The following is a 14,876-nucleotide window of genomic DNA, read 5'->3' as shown; positions in this document are numbered from 1 at the left end:
GCACTCGTAGCTCAGCTGGATAGAGTACTCGGCTACGAACCGAGCGGTCACAGGTTCGAATCCTGTCGAGTGCACCAAACATCAAAAAGCCCGCACATTGTGCGGGCTTTTTGTTATCTGCGATTTGGCTATTGCTGTCATCCTCGCGACTTGTCTTGTGTTTATTCTGGTTCTTGTCCCTGCTCGTCAACGGCTACAAGGTTGAATTTCAGCTTTGAGTTGTGCCCTGTGCAACTCATCCTTCGTCGCACAAGCAGTGCGCAGGCGCCGTCTGGCGGTTTTTCGCAAGCTTTTGTTATCTCCAAGATTTTTGCGTCATTAATTTTCAAGCCGTGTATGATTGCGCCCGTCAGCCCCGCCGGGGCTTGTGGAATACCTCCATGGACTTACCCAGTAGTAACTCAGCATCCCGCTTTACCAATCATGAATTGACTGATTGATCCTTCCGGCGTGCCCTGCTGCTGGGAGTGGAGTTCGCCTATGACCGAAGTTGAAGTAAAGAAAACCCAAGAAAGCCTTCAAAGCCGCCTTGCTCAAGTTATTGAGCTGCTTAATCGCCAGCGTGTGGTCGAAGATCTGACTCATCGTCAGGAAGGCCATCACCATGACCGGGTCGAGAACCTGGTCCATCGGCAAAACCTTGTTGAACTCCAGCGCAAGCTGGAAGACCTGCACTCCGCAGACGTTGCCTATATCCTCGAAGCATTGCCTCTGGACGACCGCCTGACGGTCTGGCAGCTGGTCAAGGCTGATCGCGATGGCGACATCCTGCTCGAAGTATCCGACTCGGTGCGTGAAACCCTGATCGCCGACATGGACGATCACGAGCTCCTGGCAGCCGCCAAGGAGATGGACGCCGACGAACTTGCTGACCTGGCTCCCGAGCTGCCGCGAGACGTCGTCCATGAGCTGATGGAGACCCTGGATGGCCAGCAGCGTGAGCGCGTGCGCTCCGCACTGTCCTATAACGAGGACCAGGTCGGTGCCCTGATGGACTTTGAGATGGTGACCATCCGTGAGGATGTCAGCCTTGAAGTCGTGCTGCGTTACCTGCGTCGCCTCAAGGAGTTGCCGGGCCATACCGACAAACTGTTTGTGGTCGATTACGACGGTGCGCTCAAAGGCGTGCTGCCGATCAAGCGTCTGCTGGTCAACGACCCTGAAAAACAAGTGTCTGAGGTCATGGCCAACGACCCGGTGAGTTTTCACCCGGACGAAGATGCCTACGATGCTGCTCAGGCATTTGAACGTTATGACTTGATTTCGGCCCCGGTGGTGGACAAGAACGGCAAGCTTATCGGCCGTCTGACCATCGATGAAATGGTCGACCTGATCCGTGAAGAGAGTGAAAACGAAGTTCTCAACATGGCCGGTCTGCGAGAAGAAGAAGACATCTTCGCCTCGGTGTGGAAGTCCCTGCGTAACCGTTGGGCCTGGCTGGCAGTCAACCTGGTCACGGCATTTATTGCTTCGCGGGTGATTGGCCTGTTCGAAGGCTCGATTGAAAAGCTGGTGGCTCTGGCAGCACTGATGCCCATCGTGGCCGGTATTGGCGGTAACTCCGGCAACCAGACCATTACCATGATCGTGCGCGCTATGGCCCTGGATCAGGTTAACACCGGCAGCACTTCGCGGTTGATGCGCAAGGAACTCGCCGTGGGCCTGATCAATGGTCTGGTGTGGGGTGGGGTGATTGGTGTTGTGGCCTACCTGCTGTATGGCAGCTGGTCGCTCGGCGTGGTGATGACCGCAGCCATGACCCTCAACCTGCTGCTGGCAGCACTGATGGGGGTATTGATACCCATGACGCTGGCCCGGCTGGGGCGTGATCCGGCCATGGGCGCAAGCGTGATGATCACCGCCATGACCGACAGTGGTGGGTTCTTCATCTTTCTGGGGCTGGCAACTATCTTCCTGCTTTGATCATTCTGTACAGGGCGCGAACAGCGCCCATAAAAAAAGCCAGCATTTGCTGGCTTTTTTTATGCCTGGGTTAAATCAGGATTCTTCAGAGGCTGCTTCAGCATCGTGAGCAATCAGTGATACCAGGGCGTTTTGCTGGCGGTGTGACAACTGGCGGAAGCGTTGCAGCAGCTCACGCTCATGCAGGGAAAGCTCGGGGCTGTCGAGGCGCATGCTGAGCTCATCACCCAGAACGCCTTCCTGGATAAGGCTTTGCTCGAGACGAGCAATGATTTCAGAGTTCATGCTGCGGTGATGGTTGCGAGCCACTTCGGCGATGCGCTCGCGCATTCCGTCTGGCAGGCGAACGACGAACTTGTCAGCCGTGCGGCTGGAGTAAATTGCCTGTTTCAATGGGCGCATTTTAGTTAACCGGTTAGTTCAGGGGAGCGGTTCTCGGGAATTGGCCGCAGGATGTGTTTAAGACCGTCCTTATAGCCAAATGTTCAACCTGAATTGCTAAGAGGCGCGCATCATGCCTCAAATCTGCCACTTCCCTGGCGTCAATTCTGTGACAAATATTGAACCGGATAAAGGCGTTATGCCAGTAGGTCTTGTTAAAAATATACACTCGAATGGGTGGCTTAGCGATTAACCCAGCAAATTAATGGGTTTTCCCCCTTGCCTATGGGCAGTTTCAGCGCAATTGCGGGTCAAACTTGAACCTGCGGCCAAGCATCAGCGCCACCAGCCAGCAAGCGAAAAATACCGCGGCGGCGATCAAGGGCAGATTGCCAAATTCGTTACTGGTGAATACATCCAGGGCAAGGCTCGACAGTGCCAGCATTAACAGAGCCAAAGCGATTTTGGACATGATTTCTTACCCATCTCTCAATGTGCTTTCAAAAGACCCAGCGTTCACCCGCAGGTGCCTGGTCGGCGACGGGCTGGTTGGCAGCCAGACGAGGTGTCACGCGGCTGGTCTCTTTCATCACCGCAACCTGTGGCCGCGGTTTGTTGAAGGTAGCCGTCATTTCAACAGGCTGCTCGGCCGAAACGGGCTCGGGCAGAAAATGAAAAACCAGCAATACGGCCAGCGCGAGGGTGTTTAACAGTAGTAGCGTGCTGTTCATGGCGGTCATCTCTGAGAGCATGGACGGGATACTGTTAATAGAGCAGTCTTCGTGCCAACTGTAACAAGGCTAAAAAACCTTATAAAACAGCGAGTTGAGCCGTGTATTCAAGAGTGTTTAATTGCATTTTGCAATGATGGCTTTTTGATGTAGTGCAAATTGCACGATGGTCGCCTGAGCCTTGCCTGTGCTGTGCAGTCGATCGCAACCTCGTACCGCTCATCGGAGGCAAAAAAAATCTGTTTTGGCCGCTGTCTTACAGTTAAAAAGACCACTCACGACATGACAAACCCAGGCATGCCCGTTACCATGCACGCCGTTATTTGTCTCAGTAGCTCAATTGGATAGAGCATCCCCCTCCTAAGGGGAAGGTTGCAGGTTCGAACCCCGCCTGGGACACCAGATACGCAAAGGCCCCGCACTGTTGAACAGGCGGGGCCTTTTTTGTGGCTTTCAATCAGCCAGTCAGGCCTGGCCGAGCAGCCCGCGGCCCGCCAGGTTCTTCATCAGTGCACTGACCCCGAACGCCCATTGTGGCGCCTGGTCGCTGCCGGTCACGCGGTTGTGCAACGCTCCCAGTGTCGGTGACGAGATGCTTACAACATCATCGGCCTTATGGGTAAACCCCTGGCCCGGCTGGTCGCGGTCTTCGGTAGGAGCGAACAGGGTACCCAGGAACAGGACAAAACCGTCCGGGTACTGGTGGTTGGCGTTGAGCGTCTGTTCGGCCAGGTCCGCCGGGTCGCGGCTGATCTGGTTCATTGAGCTTTTGCCGTTCAGCACGTAGCCATCGACACCTTCAACACGCAAGGTCACTTCACAATGGCGCACGTCGTCGAGGTTGAAGTGTTCGTCAAACAGGCGAATAAAGGGCCCCAGTGCACAGGAGGCGTTGTTGTCCTTGGCCTTGCTCAGCAGTAACGCGCTGCGACCTTCGAAGTCGCGCAGGTTGACGTCGTTGCCCAGGGTCGCGCCGTGGATCCGGCCCTGGCTGTCTACCGCCAGCACCACTTCCGGCTCCGGGTTGTTCCAGCTTGAACCGGGGTGGATGCCAATGGCGCTGCCGCTGCCCACCGCAGCGAGGATCGGTGCCTTGGTGAAAATTTCGGCGTCGGGGCCGATACCCACTTCCAGGTACTGCGACCACATGTTCTGTTCGATCAGCACTTGTTTGAGGCGCATGGCTTCTGGCGAGCCGGGGCGCAGGTTGCGCAGGTTATTACCAATCACTTCGTGCACCAGGGCACGAACCTCTTCGGCACGGTGGGCATCGCCTCCGGCTTTTTCCTCGATCACCCGTTCGATCATGCTGGCAGCAAAAGTCACACCCGCCGCCTTGATCACTTGCAGATCTGCCGGGGCCAGCAGGTAGGGTTTGCCCATGTCGCGCTGCTCGCCGCTGTTGGCCAGCAAGGCCTGGATCGTGCCCAATACGGTGCCGCGGATTTCACGCACGGCTTGCAGCGGGTTGTCGCTATCGAGCAGCAGGCTCAGGGTGGGGAAGTGGGCCGTGCAGTCGATTACTTCACCGTCACGAATCACCACCACGGCCGGGCCGCCACGTTCGCCGGGCAACCACACGCGACCGACCAGGGTGGCGCGCTGCCAGTCATCGGGCAGGGTGTTTTCTATGGTCAATTGCAGCGTTTGCATATGCGTGATCCTTGAAAAGAGTGCTTGGTGGGAGCGAGCTTGGTCGCGATCAAGTCACCACGGGTTGGCTGACCATCTGCAGTGTCTGCTTCGCGAGCAGGCTCGCTCCCACAGGTAATGTGTTTGTCGTGTCTAGTGGGAGTGACGGGGCGGGCCGTTTTCCGGGATCACGCGCCAGTACAGGGTGGCCGGTTCGAGGCAGCCGCCGGTGGAGAGCTGGCCGACCAGTTGGCGGTAGAGTTCCTGCCACGGAGTTTGTGACGGGGCCAGCGGTGGCAGCGGTTCCTGGCGGCGTTCGTTGAGCACGCTTTCGTCCACCAGCAGGTTGACGCTGCGCGCGTTGAGGTCGACGCGCAGGCGATCGCCGGTGCGCAGTAACGACAGACCGCCACCCACCGCAGATTCCGGGGACATGTTGAGAATTGACGGGCTGGCCGAGGTGCCGCTTTGGCGGCCATCACCCATGCAGGGCAGGGAGTCGATCCCGGCCTTGATCAGGTTGGAAGGTGGCGCCATGTTCACGACCTCGCCGCTGCCGGGGAAGCCCACGGTGCCGCAGCCTCGAATCACCAGAATGCAGCGCTCGTCGATGTCCAGCGAAGGGTCGTTGATCCGCGCCGTGTAGTCTTCCGGGCCCTCGAACACAATAGCCCGCGCTTCGAAGCTGTTGGGTTGCAACGGGTCGCTGAGGTAGGTCTTGCGAAATGCTTCGCCCACCACTGACATTTTCATGATGGCACTGTCGAAGAAGTTGCCGCTGAGTACGATAAAACCGGCTCGGTGCATCAGCGGGTCTTCGTAGGAACGGATCACGTCACGGTCGCCGGTGACGCAGTCGGCAACCACTTCACCCATGCTGCGGCCACTGACCGTGAGGCAGTCGCGGTGCAGGCGGCCGACCTTGTCCAGTTCATGCATCACCGCCGGTACACCGCCTGCGCGGTGGAAGCTTTCACCCAGGTACTCGCCGGCGGGCATGCAGTTGACCAGCAAGGGCACGTCTTCGCCGACGCGCTGCCAGTCTTCCAGTGACAGCTCGATACCGCTGTGGCGGGCGATGGCAATCAGGTGCGGCGGGCAGTTGGTGGATGCGCCCAGCGCCGAGGCCACGGCAATGGCGTTTTCGAAGGCCGCGTGGGTCATGATCTGGGAGGGGCGTACGTCTTCGCGCACCAGGTCGACGATGCGCATCCCGGTGGCATAGGCCATTTGCCCGCGCTCGCGGTACGGTGCCGGGATGCTCGCGCAGCCGGGCAGGGACATACCCAGTGCCTCGGCCAGGGCGTTCATCGACAGCGCAGTGCCCATGGTGTTGCAGTGACCCACCGACGGCGATGATGCGGTGGTCAGGGTCATAAAGCCTTCGTAATCGATTTCGCCGGCGCTGAGCAGATTGCGCGCATGCCACAGTACGGTGCCGGAGCCAATGCGCTGGCCTTTGTGCCAGCCGTCGAGCATCGGCCCGCCGGACAGCACGATGGAAGGCAGGTCGGTGGTGGCCGCTGCCATCAGGCAGGCCGGGGTGGTTTTGTCGCAACCGGTGGTCAGCACTACGCCGTCCAGCGGGTAACCATGCAGCACCTCGACCAGGCCCAGGTAGGCGAGGTTGCGGTCGAGGGCCGCGGTGGGGCGGCGCGACTGCTCGGCAATCGGGTGTACCGGAAACTCCATCGGGATGCCACCTGCATCGCGAATGCCGTCCTTGACCCGCTTGGCCAGTTCGATGTGATGGCGGTTGCAGGGTGTCAGGTCGCTGCCGGTCTGGGCGATGCCGATAATCGGCCGCCCCGATTGCAGTTCGGCGCGGGTCAGGCCCTGGTTCATGTAGCGTTCCACATACAGTGCGGTCAGGTCGGCGTGGCTTGGGTCGTCGAACCACAGCTGGCTGCGCAGGCGGCGTGGGGTTGAATCGGTCATGGCAGGCTCCAGCAAGTTATTCGGGCAATGGGTTGTTGCGGCGCAGCTGGCGGATCAGTCCGGCGTGGTCGAGTTCGCCGTCACCGGCCTCGACCATGGCGGCAAACAGGCTGTCCACCAGGCGGCCGACCGGCAGGTCCAGGCCCAGCTTCTGCGCCTGGGCGAGGGCGGTGCGGGTGTCCTTGAGCTGCCATTTGGCCGGACCACCGGGAGTGAAATCGTTGTTCAGCATGCGTTGGCCGTGCTGGCGCCAGATCGGCGAGTCGACAAAACCGCCCATCAGCGCCTCGTGGACTTTCGCCGGGTCGGCGCCACCGCGCTCGGCCAGCAGCAGGCCTTCGGCGACGGTGGCGATGGTGCTGGCGACGATCAACTGGTTGACCAGCTTGGACAACTCGCCGGTGCCCGCCGGGCCGACGTGCACCGGGCGGCCCATGGCGGCCAGTACTTCGCGGCCCTGCTCAAAGGCGGCCACTTCGCCGCCAACCATAATTGCCAGGCTGGCTTCCCGCGCCCCGCGCTCGCCCCCCGACACCGGGGCGTCGAGGTAGCGCAGGCGGCGTTCGGCACACAACCGCGCCTGTTCAACGGCGGTGTCGACCGGGATCGAACTCATCACGATCACCAGCGCCCCCGGTGCCAGTGCCAGGGCGGCACCGTTTTCACCAAACAGCACCTCGTCACAGGTTGGGCCATCGCTGAGCATGCAGATCAGCACCTGAGCACCGTCTGCCGCGCCTGCCGGGGTCGGCGCAACCGCCGCCCCCAGTGTTGCCAGCGCCTGCAACTTGCCCGGCGAGCGGTTCCAGGCCCGCACCGGGAAGCCGGCGTGCAGCAGGTTGCGGGCCATGGGCAGGCCCATGATCCCGGTACCGATAAAGGCTACGCTTGGCAGGTTCATGCTTTTCCTCCAGTGGCAGGGGCCAGTGCGGCGCCAATTTGCGATTCTTTATTGCGCGGCATCAGCACCATGCCCAGGCCACCCAGGCCAACCAGTGCGGCGATCACCAGAAACCCCGGGGTGTAGCTGCCGGTCACGGTGAACAGGTAGCCGGTCAGGTAAGGGCCGATAAAACCGCTGAGGTTGCCGATGGAGTTGATCAGGCCAATGCCCACGGCCGCGCCGACACCGGTCAGCACTTGCCCGGGGACTGCCCAGAACACGTTGATCGCGCTGTACACGCCCATCGCCAGCAGAATGAAACCGATGACAATGATCCACGGCTGGTTGAGCCACAGCGCCACGGCAATCGACACCGCCGCGAGCATGGCGGCGCCGCCCGCGTGCCAGTGACGTTCCTGCAGGCGGTCAGAGCGACGGCTCCACCAGATCATCGCCACGGCTGCCACGGCGTAGGGGATGGCGGTGATCAGGCCGTTCTGCATCAGGCCGATTTCCAGGCCGAAGGTACCGCGGAACGATGCCAGAACCGTTGGCATGAAGAAGTTCATCGCGTTGGAGCCCGAGGTGATGCCGAAATACACCAGTGCCAGCAGCCATACCTGGCGGTTGCACAGGGCCTTGCGGATCATCTGGCCCTTGGTCGGTTGTACTCCCACCACCAGCGGTTTGTTGCGCTCTTCCTGGGCCAGGGTGTTGATCAGCCAGGTGCGCTGTTTGTCGGTCAGCCAGTGGGCATCGGCCGGGTGGTCGGTGAGGTAGAAGTAGCACACCACACCGAGGATCACCGCCGGTACGGCTTCGACGATGTACATCAGGCGCCAGCCGACAAAGCCCCAGGCATCGCCCATCTCCATCAGGCCCACCGACAGCGGTGCGCCGATGATTTGCGCGATGGGTACGCCCAGATAAAACGAGGCGATCATGCGTGCGCGATAGCGGCTCGGGAACCACAGCGACAGCAGATAGATCACGCCAGGGAAGAACCCGGCTTCGGCAATACCCAGCAGCACGCGCAGGGAGATGAAGTGGATTGGCGTCTGCAGGAAACCCATGGCGCCGGCGATGATGCCCCAGGTCACCATGATCCGCGCGATCCATACACGGGCGCCATAGCGGTGCAGCAAAATGTTGCTCGGCACTTCGAACATGAAATAGCCGAGGAAGAAAATACCTGCGCCCAGGCCATAAATGGTCTGGCTGATGCCGATATCTTCGTTCATGCGCAGTGCGGCGAAACCGACGTTGTTGCGGTCCAGAAAGGCGACCACAAACAGCAGTACAAGAAAAGGAATCATGCGCCTGGTCACGCGCTTGATTGTCTGTTGTTCGATGTCCGAGACATCGGTGAGTGGAGTAGTCATGTGGCACGACCTCAGTTTTTATTGTTGTGAGTAGCGTGAGCGTTGCAGCATTTGGGTGAGACAGGGCTTTTTGTGGGAGCGGGCTTGCTCGCGATGGGATCGCTGCGGGTCTTCAGTTGCACCGCGTCGCCTTGATCGCGAGCAAGCCCGCTCCCACAAGGGGGTGGTGGGTTATTTGTCGGCCGTATCCTCGATATGTGCGCGCACGATGGCATCGAAGTCCGCGTCGGCGGTAAAGCCCAGGGCACGGGCGCGGGGGGCTTCTACCTTGCTCGGCCAGCTTTCGACGATACGCTGGATAGTCGCGTCGGGCTCCCAGCGAATCAGTTTGGCCACGTCATCACCGGCCACCCGTTGCAGCGCCGCGACCATGTCGGCCACGGTGGTGGTCACGCCCGGCAACGGGATAATGCGCTGGTTGCCCAGGGTTTCTGGCGACAGGGTCATGCCCAGCAGCATCGACTCAATAATGCGCCGCGGCGAGGTGAGGTAAACCTGGGTATCCGGGCGTACCGGGCATACGGCAGGCAGGCCCACCAGTGGCTCGCGGATGATCGAACTGAAGAAGGTCGAGGCCGCCTTGTTTGGCTTGCCGGGGCGTACAGCCACGGTTGGCAGGCGCAGCACCCGGCCGTCGACAAAGCCTTTGCGCGCATAGTCGGCGACCAGCAATTCGCCTACCGCTTTTTGCATGCCGTAGGACGATTGCGGGGTAAGCACGGTGTTGTCATCAACGACTGGCGGCAGGGCGCCGCCAAATACCGCAAAACCGCTGGCGTAGACGAAGCGCGGCGCGTTGCCTTGCTTGCGCAGGGTTTCGAGCAGCAGCATCAGGCCGTGCAGGTTGACCTGCATGCCCAGGTCGAAATCCGCTTCGGCCGCCGAGCTGACCACGGCTGCCAGATGCCACACCAGGTCCACGCCATCGGTGACGCGGGCGATGACATCGGGGTCGGCTATATCGCCGGTCACCAGTTCGATACGCGGGTCGCTCGGCACATCTTCGCCGGCAAAGGCGTCGAACAGCACGATGCGCTCAATGGTGCGAGGCGCCTGGCCTTCAAAGGTCAGGCTGTTCATGTCGAGCAGGCGCTGGGCCAGTTGTTTGCCGATAAAGCCGGTGCCGCCAGTAATCAGAATGCGCATGTGTAAAACCCTTTCTTATAGTTGTGTGAGCGTGAAGTCAGTCGGCCTGTACGGTGAGCTGGCGCTGTTCGCCAAGGCCGCTGATGCCCAGGTGCATGACCTGGCCTGCGCGCAGGTACACCGGGGTTGGCTTGATCCCCAGGCCCACACCCGGCGGTGTGCCGGTGGAAATCACGTCGCCCGGTTGCAGCGACATGCAGCGGCTCAGGTAAGCAATCAGGGCCGGGATCTGAAAGACCATGGTGCGGGTGTTGCCGTTCTGGTAGCGCTGTCCGTCGACTTCAAGCCAAAGGTCGAGCTGGTGCGGGTCGCTGATTTCATCACGGGTCACCAGCCATGGTCCGAGGGGGCCAAAGGTGTCAAAGCCCTTGCCCTTGTCCCAGGTGCCGCCACGTTCGATCTGCCATTCGCGCTCCGACACATCGTTGATCACGCAGTATCCGGCCACGTGCTCCAGGGCGTTATGTTCATCGATATTGCGTCCACCCTTGCCGATCACCACGCCCAGCTCGACTTCCCAGTCGGTTTTGGTCGAGTCGCGGGGGATTTCCACGTTGTCGTTGGGACCGCAGATGGCGCTGGTCCATTTGCTGAATACCACCGGTTCCGACGGCACCGCCAGGCCCGATTCGGCAGCGTGGTCGGCATAGTTCAGGCCGATGCAGATAAATTTGCCGACCTGGCCGACGCAGGCGCCGATACGTGGCGAACAGCTGACCAGCGGCAAACTGGCGGGGTCGATTTTGCTCAGTGTTTCCAGGCTTGCGGCTGACAGCGCAGCGCCTGCAACGTCAGTGATATGCGCCGACAAATCGCGGATATTGCCTTGGGCATCGAGCAGGCCGGGTTTTTCCTGACCTTTATCGCCGTAGCGCAGCAGTTTCATAAAAGCTCCTTTGGTGCATGGAAATAAATCTAGTGTGGGAGCGAGCCTGCTCGCGAATGCATCAATGCGGTGCCACTTAAACACCGAGGTGCCTGCATCGCGAGCAGGCTCGCTCCCACAGGGTTTCCCACAAAATGCTTAATTACTCATCCCGCCATCGATCACCTGGACGGTGCCGGTGGTATAGCTGCTGGCATCGCTGGCCAGGTACAGCGCTAGTTGTGCGATTTCTTCAGCGCTGCCGATGCGGCCCATGGGCTGGCGGTCAACAAAGGCCTGATAGACCTCAGCTTCGGAGCGCCCTTGCTCAAGGGCCTGTTCGGCGATGCGCTGGCGTAGCGAAGGGGAGTCCACCGTGCCGGGGCAAATGGCGTTGCAGCGAATGCCCTGGCGCACGTAGTCGGCGGCGACCGATTTGGTCAGGCCGATCACCGCAGCCTTGCTGGCGGTGTAGGCAAAGCGGTTGGGCACGCCTTTGACGCTGGAGGCCACCGAAGCCATATTGATGATCGAGCCGCCGCCGTTTTCCAGCATGCCGGGGAGGAAGCCGCGGATCATGCGGTACATGGCGGTGACATTGAGGTCGAAAGAAAATTGCCAGGCCTGCTCGTCGCACTCCAGCAGGGCACCGCTGTGCACATAGCCGGCGCAGTTGAACAGCACGTCGATAGCGCCCAGCTGCTGGCAGATGGCATCGATGGCGCAAGCTTGGGTCACGTCCAGGGGCAGGACTTGAATACCGGGGATATCTTGCAGGGCTTCGACATGCAGGTCGGTGGCGATGACCTGCGCGCCCGCATCGCGAAAGGCCAGTACCGAAGCGCGGCCTATGCCTTGCGCCGCAGCAGTTATCAGCACACGTTTGTTGGCTAGGTTCATGACGAAAGTCCGTTGTTATTATTTGGCCCAACAGCTGCACACTAATATTGCTTTGCGATAATCGCCAATGAGATATTCTCAGGTCTTAATAACCGGGGGTTATCGGATGGCGGATGTCGGATTTAACCAGTTGTGCAACTGGCTGCGGTTTCGCCATTTGGTGCTGATCGACACCCTGGCGCGCACGCAAAACATGCATGCGACTGCGCAGGAAATGAGCATCAGCCAGCCAGCCGTGAGCAAGATGTTGCGCGAAATCGAGCACCAGCTGGGCTTCGAAGTATTTGCCCGTTTGCCGCGCAGCATGACCCTTACCGATCTGGGCAGCCATGTGGCCCGTTTTGCCCAGATCGCGTTGAACGACACCGGTCAGTTTGTCAGCCAGATCAACCATCTGCGCCAGGGTGGGCATGGCCTGATCAAGGTCGGCACCATTTATGCGGCCACAGCCCTGGCCGTGCCTGCTGCCATTGTGCGGGTCAAGCAGGACTGGCCGTTGCTCACCGTGCAAGTGCTTGAGGGCACCAGTGCCAATATGCTGACCTTGCTCGAACACAAGGAACTGGACCTAGTGGTGGCCCGTTTTACCCTCGATCGTCATCGTGAGTTGTTTGAATTCCAGGCGCTGGCGCCGGAGCCGTTGTGCCTGGTTACGGGCAGCCAGCACCCGCTGGCCGGGGCCAGTGAAGTGCCACTGGCGGATTTGGGCAGTTGGCCGTGGGTGATTTACCCGACGGGCACGCCGATGCGCGCGCGGGTGGAAAAAGCCTTCGTCGAAGCAGGCATGCAGACCCCGGAAAACACCGTCGAAACCGTGTCCTTGCAGACCACCATGCAACTGCTGCAAACCACGCCGTCGGTGGCGATGCTGGCCGAGTCGATGGTCGAACCGGAAATCCAGGCCGGGCGCCTGACCCGCCTGGCCTTGCCGTTTCCGCTGGTGCTGGCTGACTACGGGGTGATTACCCGGCGCAACGATGTCCCGCAGTGGTCGGCAAAAGCCTTTATCGACGCCTTGTTAAGTGGTCCCGATGCCCTGCGCGGTGCTCGCCAGACACCTTGATAACGCGCGGTTATTAACTGATGGAATGATGTAATTGGGCACAGGCCAAACCGCCCTCTAAAGTGAGCGTCGCCCCACCTGTCGGGTAGGGGCGCAACCGCTCATGAGAGGCGCGTATGAGAACAATAAAAAGCTACAAGACGCTGACGATCTTCTTCCTGTTCCTGATTGGCGTGGTCAACTACCTTGACCGCAGCGCCTTATCCATCGCCAACACCACCATCCAGAAAGACCTGGCCATCAGCCCGATGCAAATGGGGGTGATGCTCTCGGCGTTCTCCATTGCCTACGCCTTTTCACAACTGCCTCTTGGTGCCTTGATCGACAAGTTGGGCAGCAAGCTGGCACTGGGTGGATCGCTGGTGGTGTGGTCGGTTGCGCAGGCGGCCTTCGGCCTGTTCAGCAGCTATGGCCATCTGGTCGGCTTGCGGGTGTTGCTGGGGATAGGTGAGGCGCCGGTGTTTCCTTCGGCGGCCAAGGCATTGTCGGAGTGGTTCGATACCCAGGAGCGCGGCACGGCGACCGGCTGGGTGTGGTCTTCGACCTGTATCGGCCCGTGCCTGGCCCCGCCGTTGTTGACTGTTTTCATGGTGCATCTGGGCTGGCGCGGGATGTTTATCCTTACCGGCGTCATGGGACTGGTATTGGCACTGTGCTGGTTCAAGTTCTACAAGAGCAAGGCGCAATACATGGCCGAGACAGGTCGTGCGGAACCGGTGCCGGTGCAACAGGTCAAGGCGGCGAAAGTGCGCTGGACCTCGTTGTTCAGGGATCGCAACACCTGGGGGGCGTTCCTCGGGTTTATGGGTGTGATTTACATGATCTGGCTCAATCTCACCTGGTTGCCCGGTTATTTTGAGCGTGAGCACGGTCTGGATCTGTATCGCACGGCCTGGGTGGTATCGCTGGCTTATTTGTTTGGCGCGTTGGGCACCATTGTGGCCGGTAAATGCTGTGATCGACTGGTGGCACGAGGCATGCGGGTATTGGCCAGCCGCAAGCTGATGGTGATTCTGGGGCTACTGGGCGGGGCGCTGTTCACGCTGATTGTGGCCTTTACCACCAACGTGGTGGCGTGCGTGATCCTGCTGTGCCTGACCATGTTCTTTATCAACATCTCCAGTGCCACGGCGTGGATGATCGTCAACACCATTGTGCCGTCGGAGCGTGTGGCTTCGTTTGGCTCGATCCAGAACTTTGGCGGTTACCTGGCAGGTTCCATAGCGCCGATTCTGACTGGATTCAGCGTGCAGCAGAGCGGTTCGTTTTCCTCGGCATTTGTGATCAGTGCGGTGGTGGCGGCGTGTTCGGCCTTTGCCTACTTTGCGTTGCTCAAGGAACCGCAGGCACCAGAAGCTCCCTTGGTCACCCTTGTACCCGCCTGACTGAGCCCTTGTGGGAGCGGGCTTGCTCGCGATGGCATCCCCGGGGTGCGCAAGCCAGACCGCGTTGTGTGCATCGCAGGCAATCCAGCTCCCACAGGTTTTGCGGTGCTCACAAGATCCGGGGTCAGCCGCGTACCTCTGTGGGCGCGGGCTTGCTCGCGATGGCATCCCCGGAGTGCGCCAGCCAGACCGCGTTGTTTGCATCGCAGGCAAGCCAGCTCCCACAGTTTTTGCGGTGCTCACAAAATCCGGGGTCAGCCGCGTACCTCTGTGGGAGCGGGCTTGCTCGCGATGGCATCCCCGGGGTGCTCCAGCCAAACCGCGTTGTGTGCATCGCAGGCAAGCCAGCTCCCACAGGCTTTGCGGTGCTCACAAAATCCGGGGTCAGCCGCGTACCTCTGTGGGAGCGGGCTTGCTCGCGATGGCATCCCCGGAGTGCGCCAGCCAGACCGCGTTGTGTGCATCGCAGGCAATCCAGCTCCCACAGGTTTTGCGGTGCTCACAAAATCCGGGGTCAGCCGCGTACCTCTGTGGGAGCGGGCTTGCTCGCGATGGCATCCCCGGAGTGCGCCAGCCAGACCGCGTTGTGTGCATCGCAGGCAATCCAGCTCCCACAGGTTTTGCGGTGCTCACAAGATCCGGGGTCA

Annotated in this window: 13 protein-coding genes and 2 tRNA genes; 5 read left to right on the top strand and 10 right to left on the bottom strand. The window is 60.3% G+C overall.

Annotation, left to right across the window (positions count from 1 at the left end; genetic code table 11):
• Together GHN92_RS22955 and mgtE are read left to right on the top strand one after the other, a co-directional pair.
• Positions 1 to 77: transfer RNA gene (locus GHN92_RS22955), tRNA-Arg, on the top strand.
• Between the two features lie 403 nt (positions 78 to 480).
• Positions 481 to 1,923 (top strand): magnesium transporter, encoded by a 1,443-nt coding sequence (gene mgtE / locus GHN92_RS22950; protein WP_016782141.1) that lies wholly within the window; start codon positions 481 to 483, stop codon positions 1,921 to 1,923.
• Between the two features lie 75 nt (positions 1,924 to 1,998).
• Here the strand turns inward: mgtE and GHN92_RS22945 are convergent, their stop codons facing one another.
• From GHN92_RS22945 to GHN92_RS22940, 3 genes are all read right to left on the bottom strand, one after another.
• The gene (locus GHN92_RS22945; protein ID WP_016782142.1) at positions 1,999 to 2,325 is read right to left on the bottom strand and encodes an Arc family DNA-binding protein; all 327 of its coding nucleotides are present in this window, start codon (positions 2,323 to 2,325) and stop codon (positions 1,999 to 2,001) included.
• 274 nt (positions 2,326 to 2,599) lie between these two features.
• Positions 2,600 to 2,776: a PA3371 family protein gene (locus GHN92_RS23935; protein ID WP_165446519.1), complete on the bottom strand. Its 177-nt coding sequence runs from the start codon at positions 2,774 to 2,776 to the stop codon at positions 2,600 to 2,602.
• A 28-nt stretch (positions 2,777 to 2,804) separates the two neighbouring features.
• Positions 2,805 to 3,035: a hypothetical protein gene (locus GHN92_RS22940; RefSeq protein ID WP_095019285.1), complete on the bottom strand. Its 231-nt coding sequence runs from the start codon at positions 3,033 to 3,035 to the stop codon at positions 2,805 to 2,807.
• A 325-nt stretch (positions 3,036 to 3,360) separates the two neighbouring features.
• Here GHN92_RS22940 and GHN92_RS22935 point away from each other — a divergent pair.
• Positions 3,361 to 3,437: transfer RNA gene (locus GHN92_RS22935), tRNA-Arg, on the top strand.
• Between the two features lie 63 nt (positions 3,438 to 3,500).
• Here GHN92_RS22935 and GHN92_RS22930 read toward each other — a convergent pair.
• From GHN92_RS22930 to GHN92_RS22900, 7 genes are all read right to left on the bottom strand, one after another.
• Positions 3,501 to 4,688: a fumarylacetoacetate hydrolase family protein gene (locus GHN92_RS22930; protein WP_133144238.1), complete on the bottom strand. Its 1,188-nt coding sequence runs from the start codon at positions 4,686 to 4,688 to the stop codon at positions 3,501 to 3,503.
• Between the two features lie 132 nt (positions 4,689 to 4,820).
• On the bottom strand, positions 4,821 to 6,605 hold the full coding sequence (locus GHN92_RS22925) for an IlvD/Edd family dehydratase (RefSeq protein ID WP_095026589.1): 1,785 nt from the start codon (positions 6,603 to 6,605) through the stop codon (positions 4,821 to 4,823).
• A 16-nt stretch (positions 6,606 to 6,621) separates the two neighbouring features.
• Positions 6,622 to 7,506 carry an NAD(P)-dependent oxidoreductase gene (locus GHN92_RS22920; RefSeq protein WP_133144237.1) on the bottom strand — a complete coding sequence of 295 codons (885 nt, stop codon included), beginning with the start codon at positions 7,504 to 7,506 and terminating at the stop codon, positions 6,622 to 6,624.
• Positions 7,503 to 8,870: an MFS transporter gene (locus tag GHN92_RS22915; RefSeq protein ID WP_095003374.1), complete on the bottom strand. Its 1,368-nt coding sequence runs from the start codon at positions 8,868 to 8,870 to the stop codon at positions 7,503 to 7,505. The genes GHN92_RS22920 and GHN92_RS22915 overlap by 4 nt, the downstream gene beginning before the upstream one ends.
• Positions 8,871 to 9,041: 171 nt before the next feature.
• Positions 9,042 to 10,016, bottom strand: a complete 975-nt coding sequence (gene denD, locus GHN92_RS22910; RefSeq protein WP_095023003.1) for a D-erythronate dehydrogenase — start codon at positions 10,014 to 10,016, stop codon at positions 9,042 to 9,044.
• A 37-nt stretch (positions 10,017 to 10,053) separates the two neighbouring features.
• A complete protein-coding gene (locus GHN92_RS22905) occupies positions 10,054 to 10,902 on the bottom strand; it encodes an ureidoglycolate lyase (RefSeq protein ID WP_153381269.1) in 849 nt (282 codons plus the stop codon).
• 138 nt (positions 10,903 to 11,040) lie between these two features.
• Complete coding sequence (locus tag GHN92_RS22900) at positions 11,041 to 11,781, bottom strand: SDR family oxidoreductase (protein WP_095019225.1); 741 nt, start codon at positions 11,779 to 11,781, stop codon at positions 11,041 to 11,043.
• Positions 11,782 to 11,887: 106 nt separating this feature from the next.
• On the opposite strand from GHN92_RS22900, the gene GHN92_RS22895 reads away from it, so the two are divergent.
• On the top strand, positions 11,888 to 12,844 hold the full coding sequence (locus GHN92_RS22895; RefSeq protein ID WP_095003378.1) for a LysR family transcriptional regulator: 957 nt from the start codon (positions 11,888 to 11,890) through the stop codon (positions 12,842 to 12,844).
• Positions 12,845 to 12,960: 116 nt separating this feature from the next.
• Positions 12,961 to 14,229, top strand: a complete 1,269-nt coding sequence (locus tag GHN92_RS22890; RefSeq protein WP_130872052.1) for an MFS transporter — start codon at positions 12,961 to 12,963, stop codon at positions 14,227 to 14,229.
• Positions 14,230 to 14,876: the final 647 nt, after the last annotated feature.

The organism is Pseudomonas sp. FSL R10-2964, from assembly GCF_009600035.1.
Lineage (GTDB): Bacteria > Pseudomonadota > Gammaproteobacteria > Pseudomonadales > Pseudomonadaceae > Aquipseudomonas > Aquipseudomonas bubulae.
Note: the sequence above shows the minus strand (reverse complement) of the source record. Positions and strands in the feature narration are given on the sequence as shown.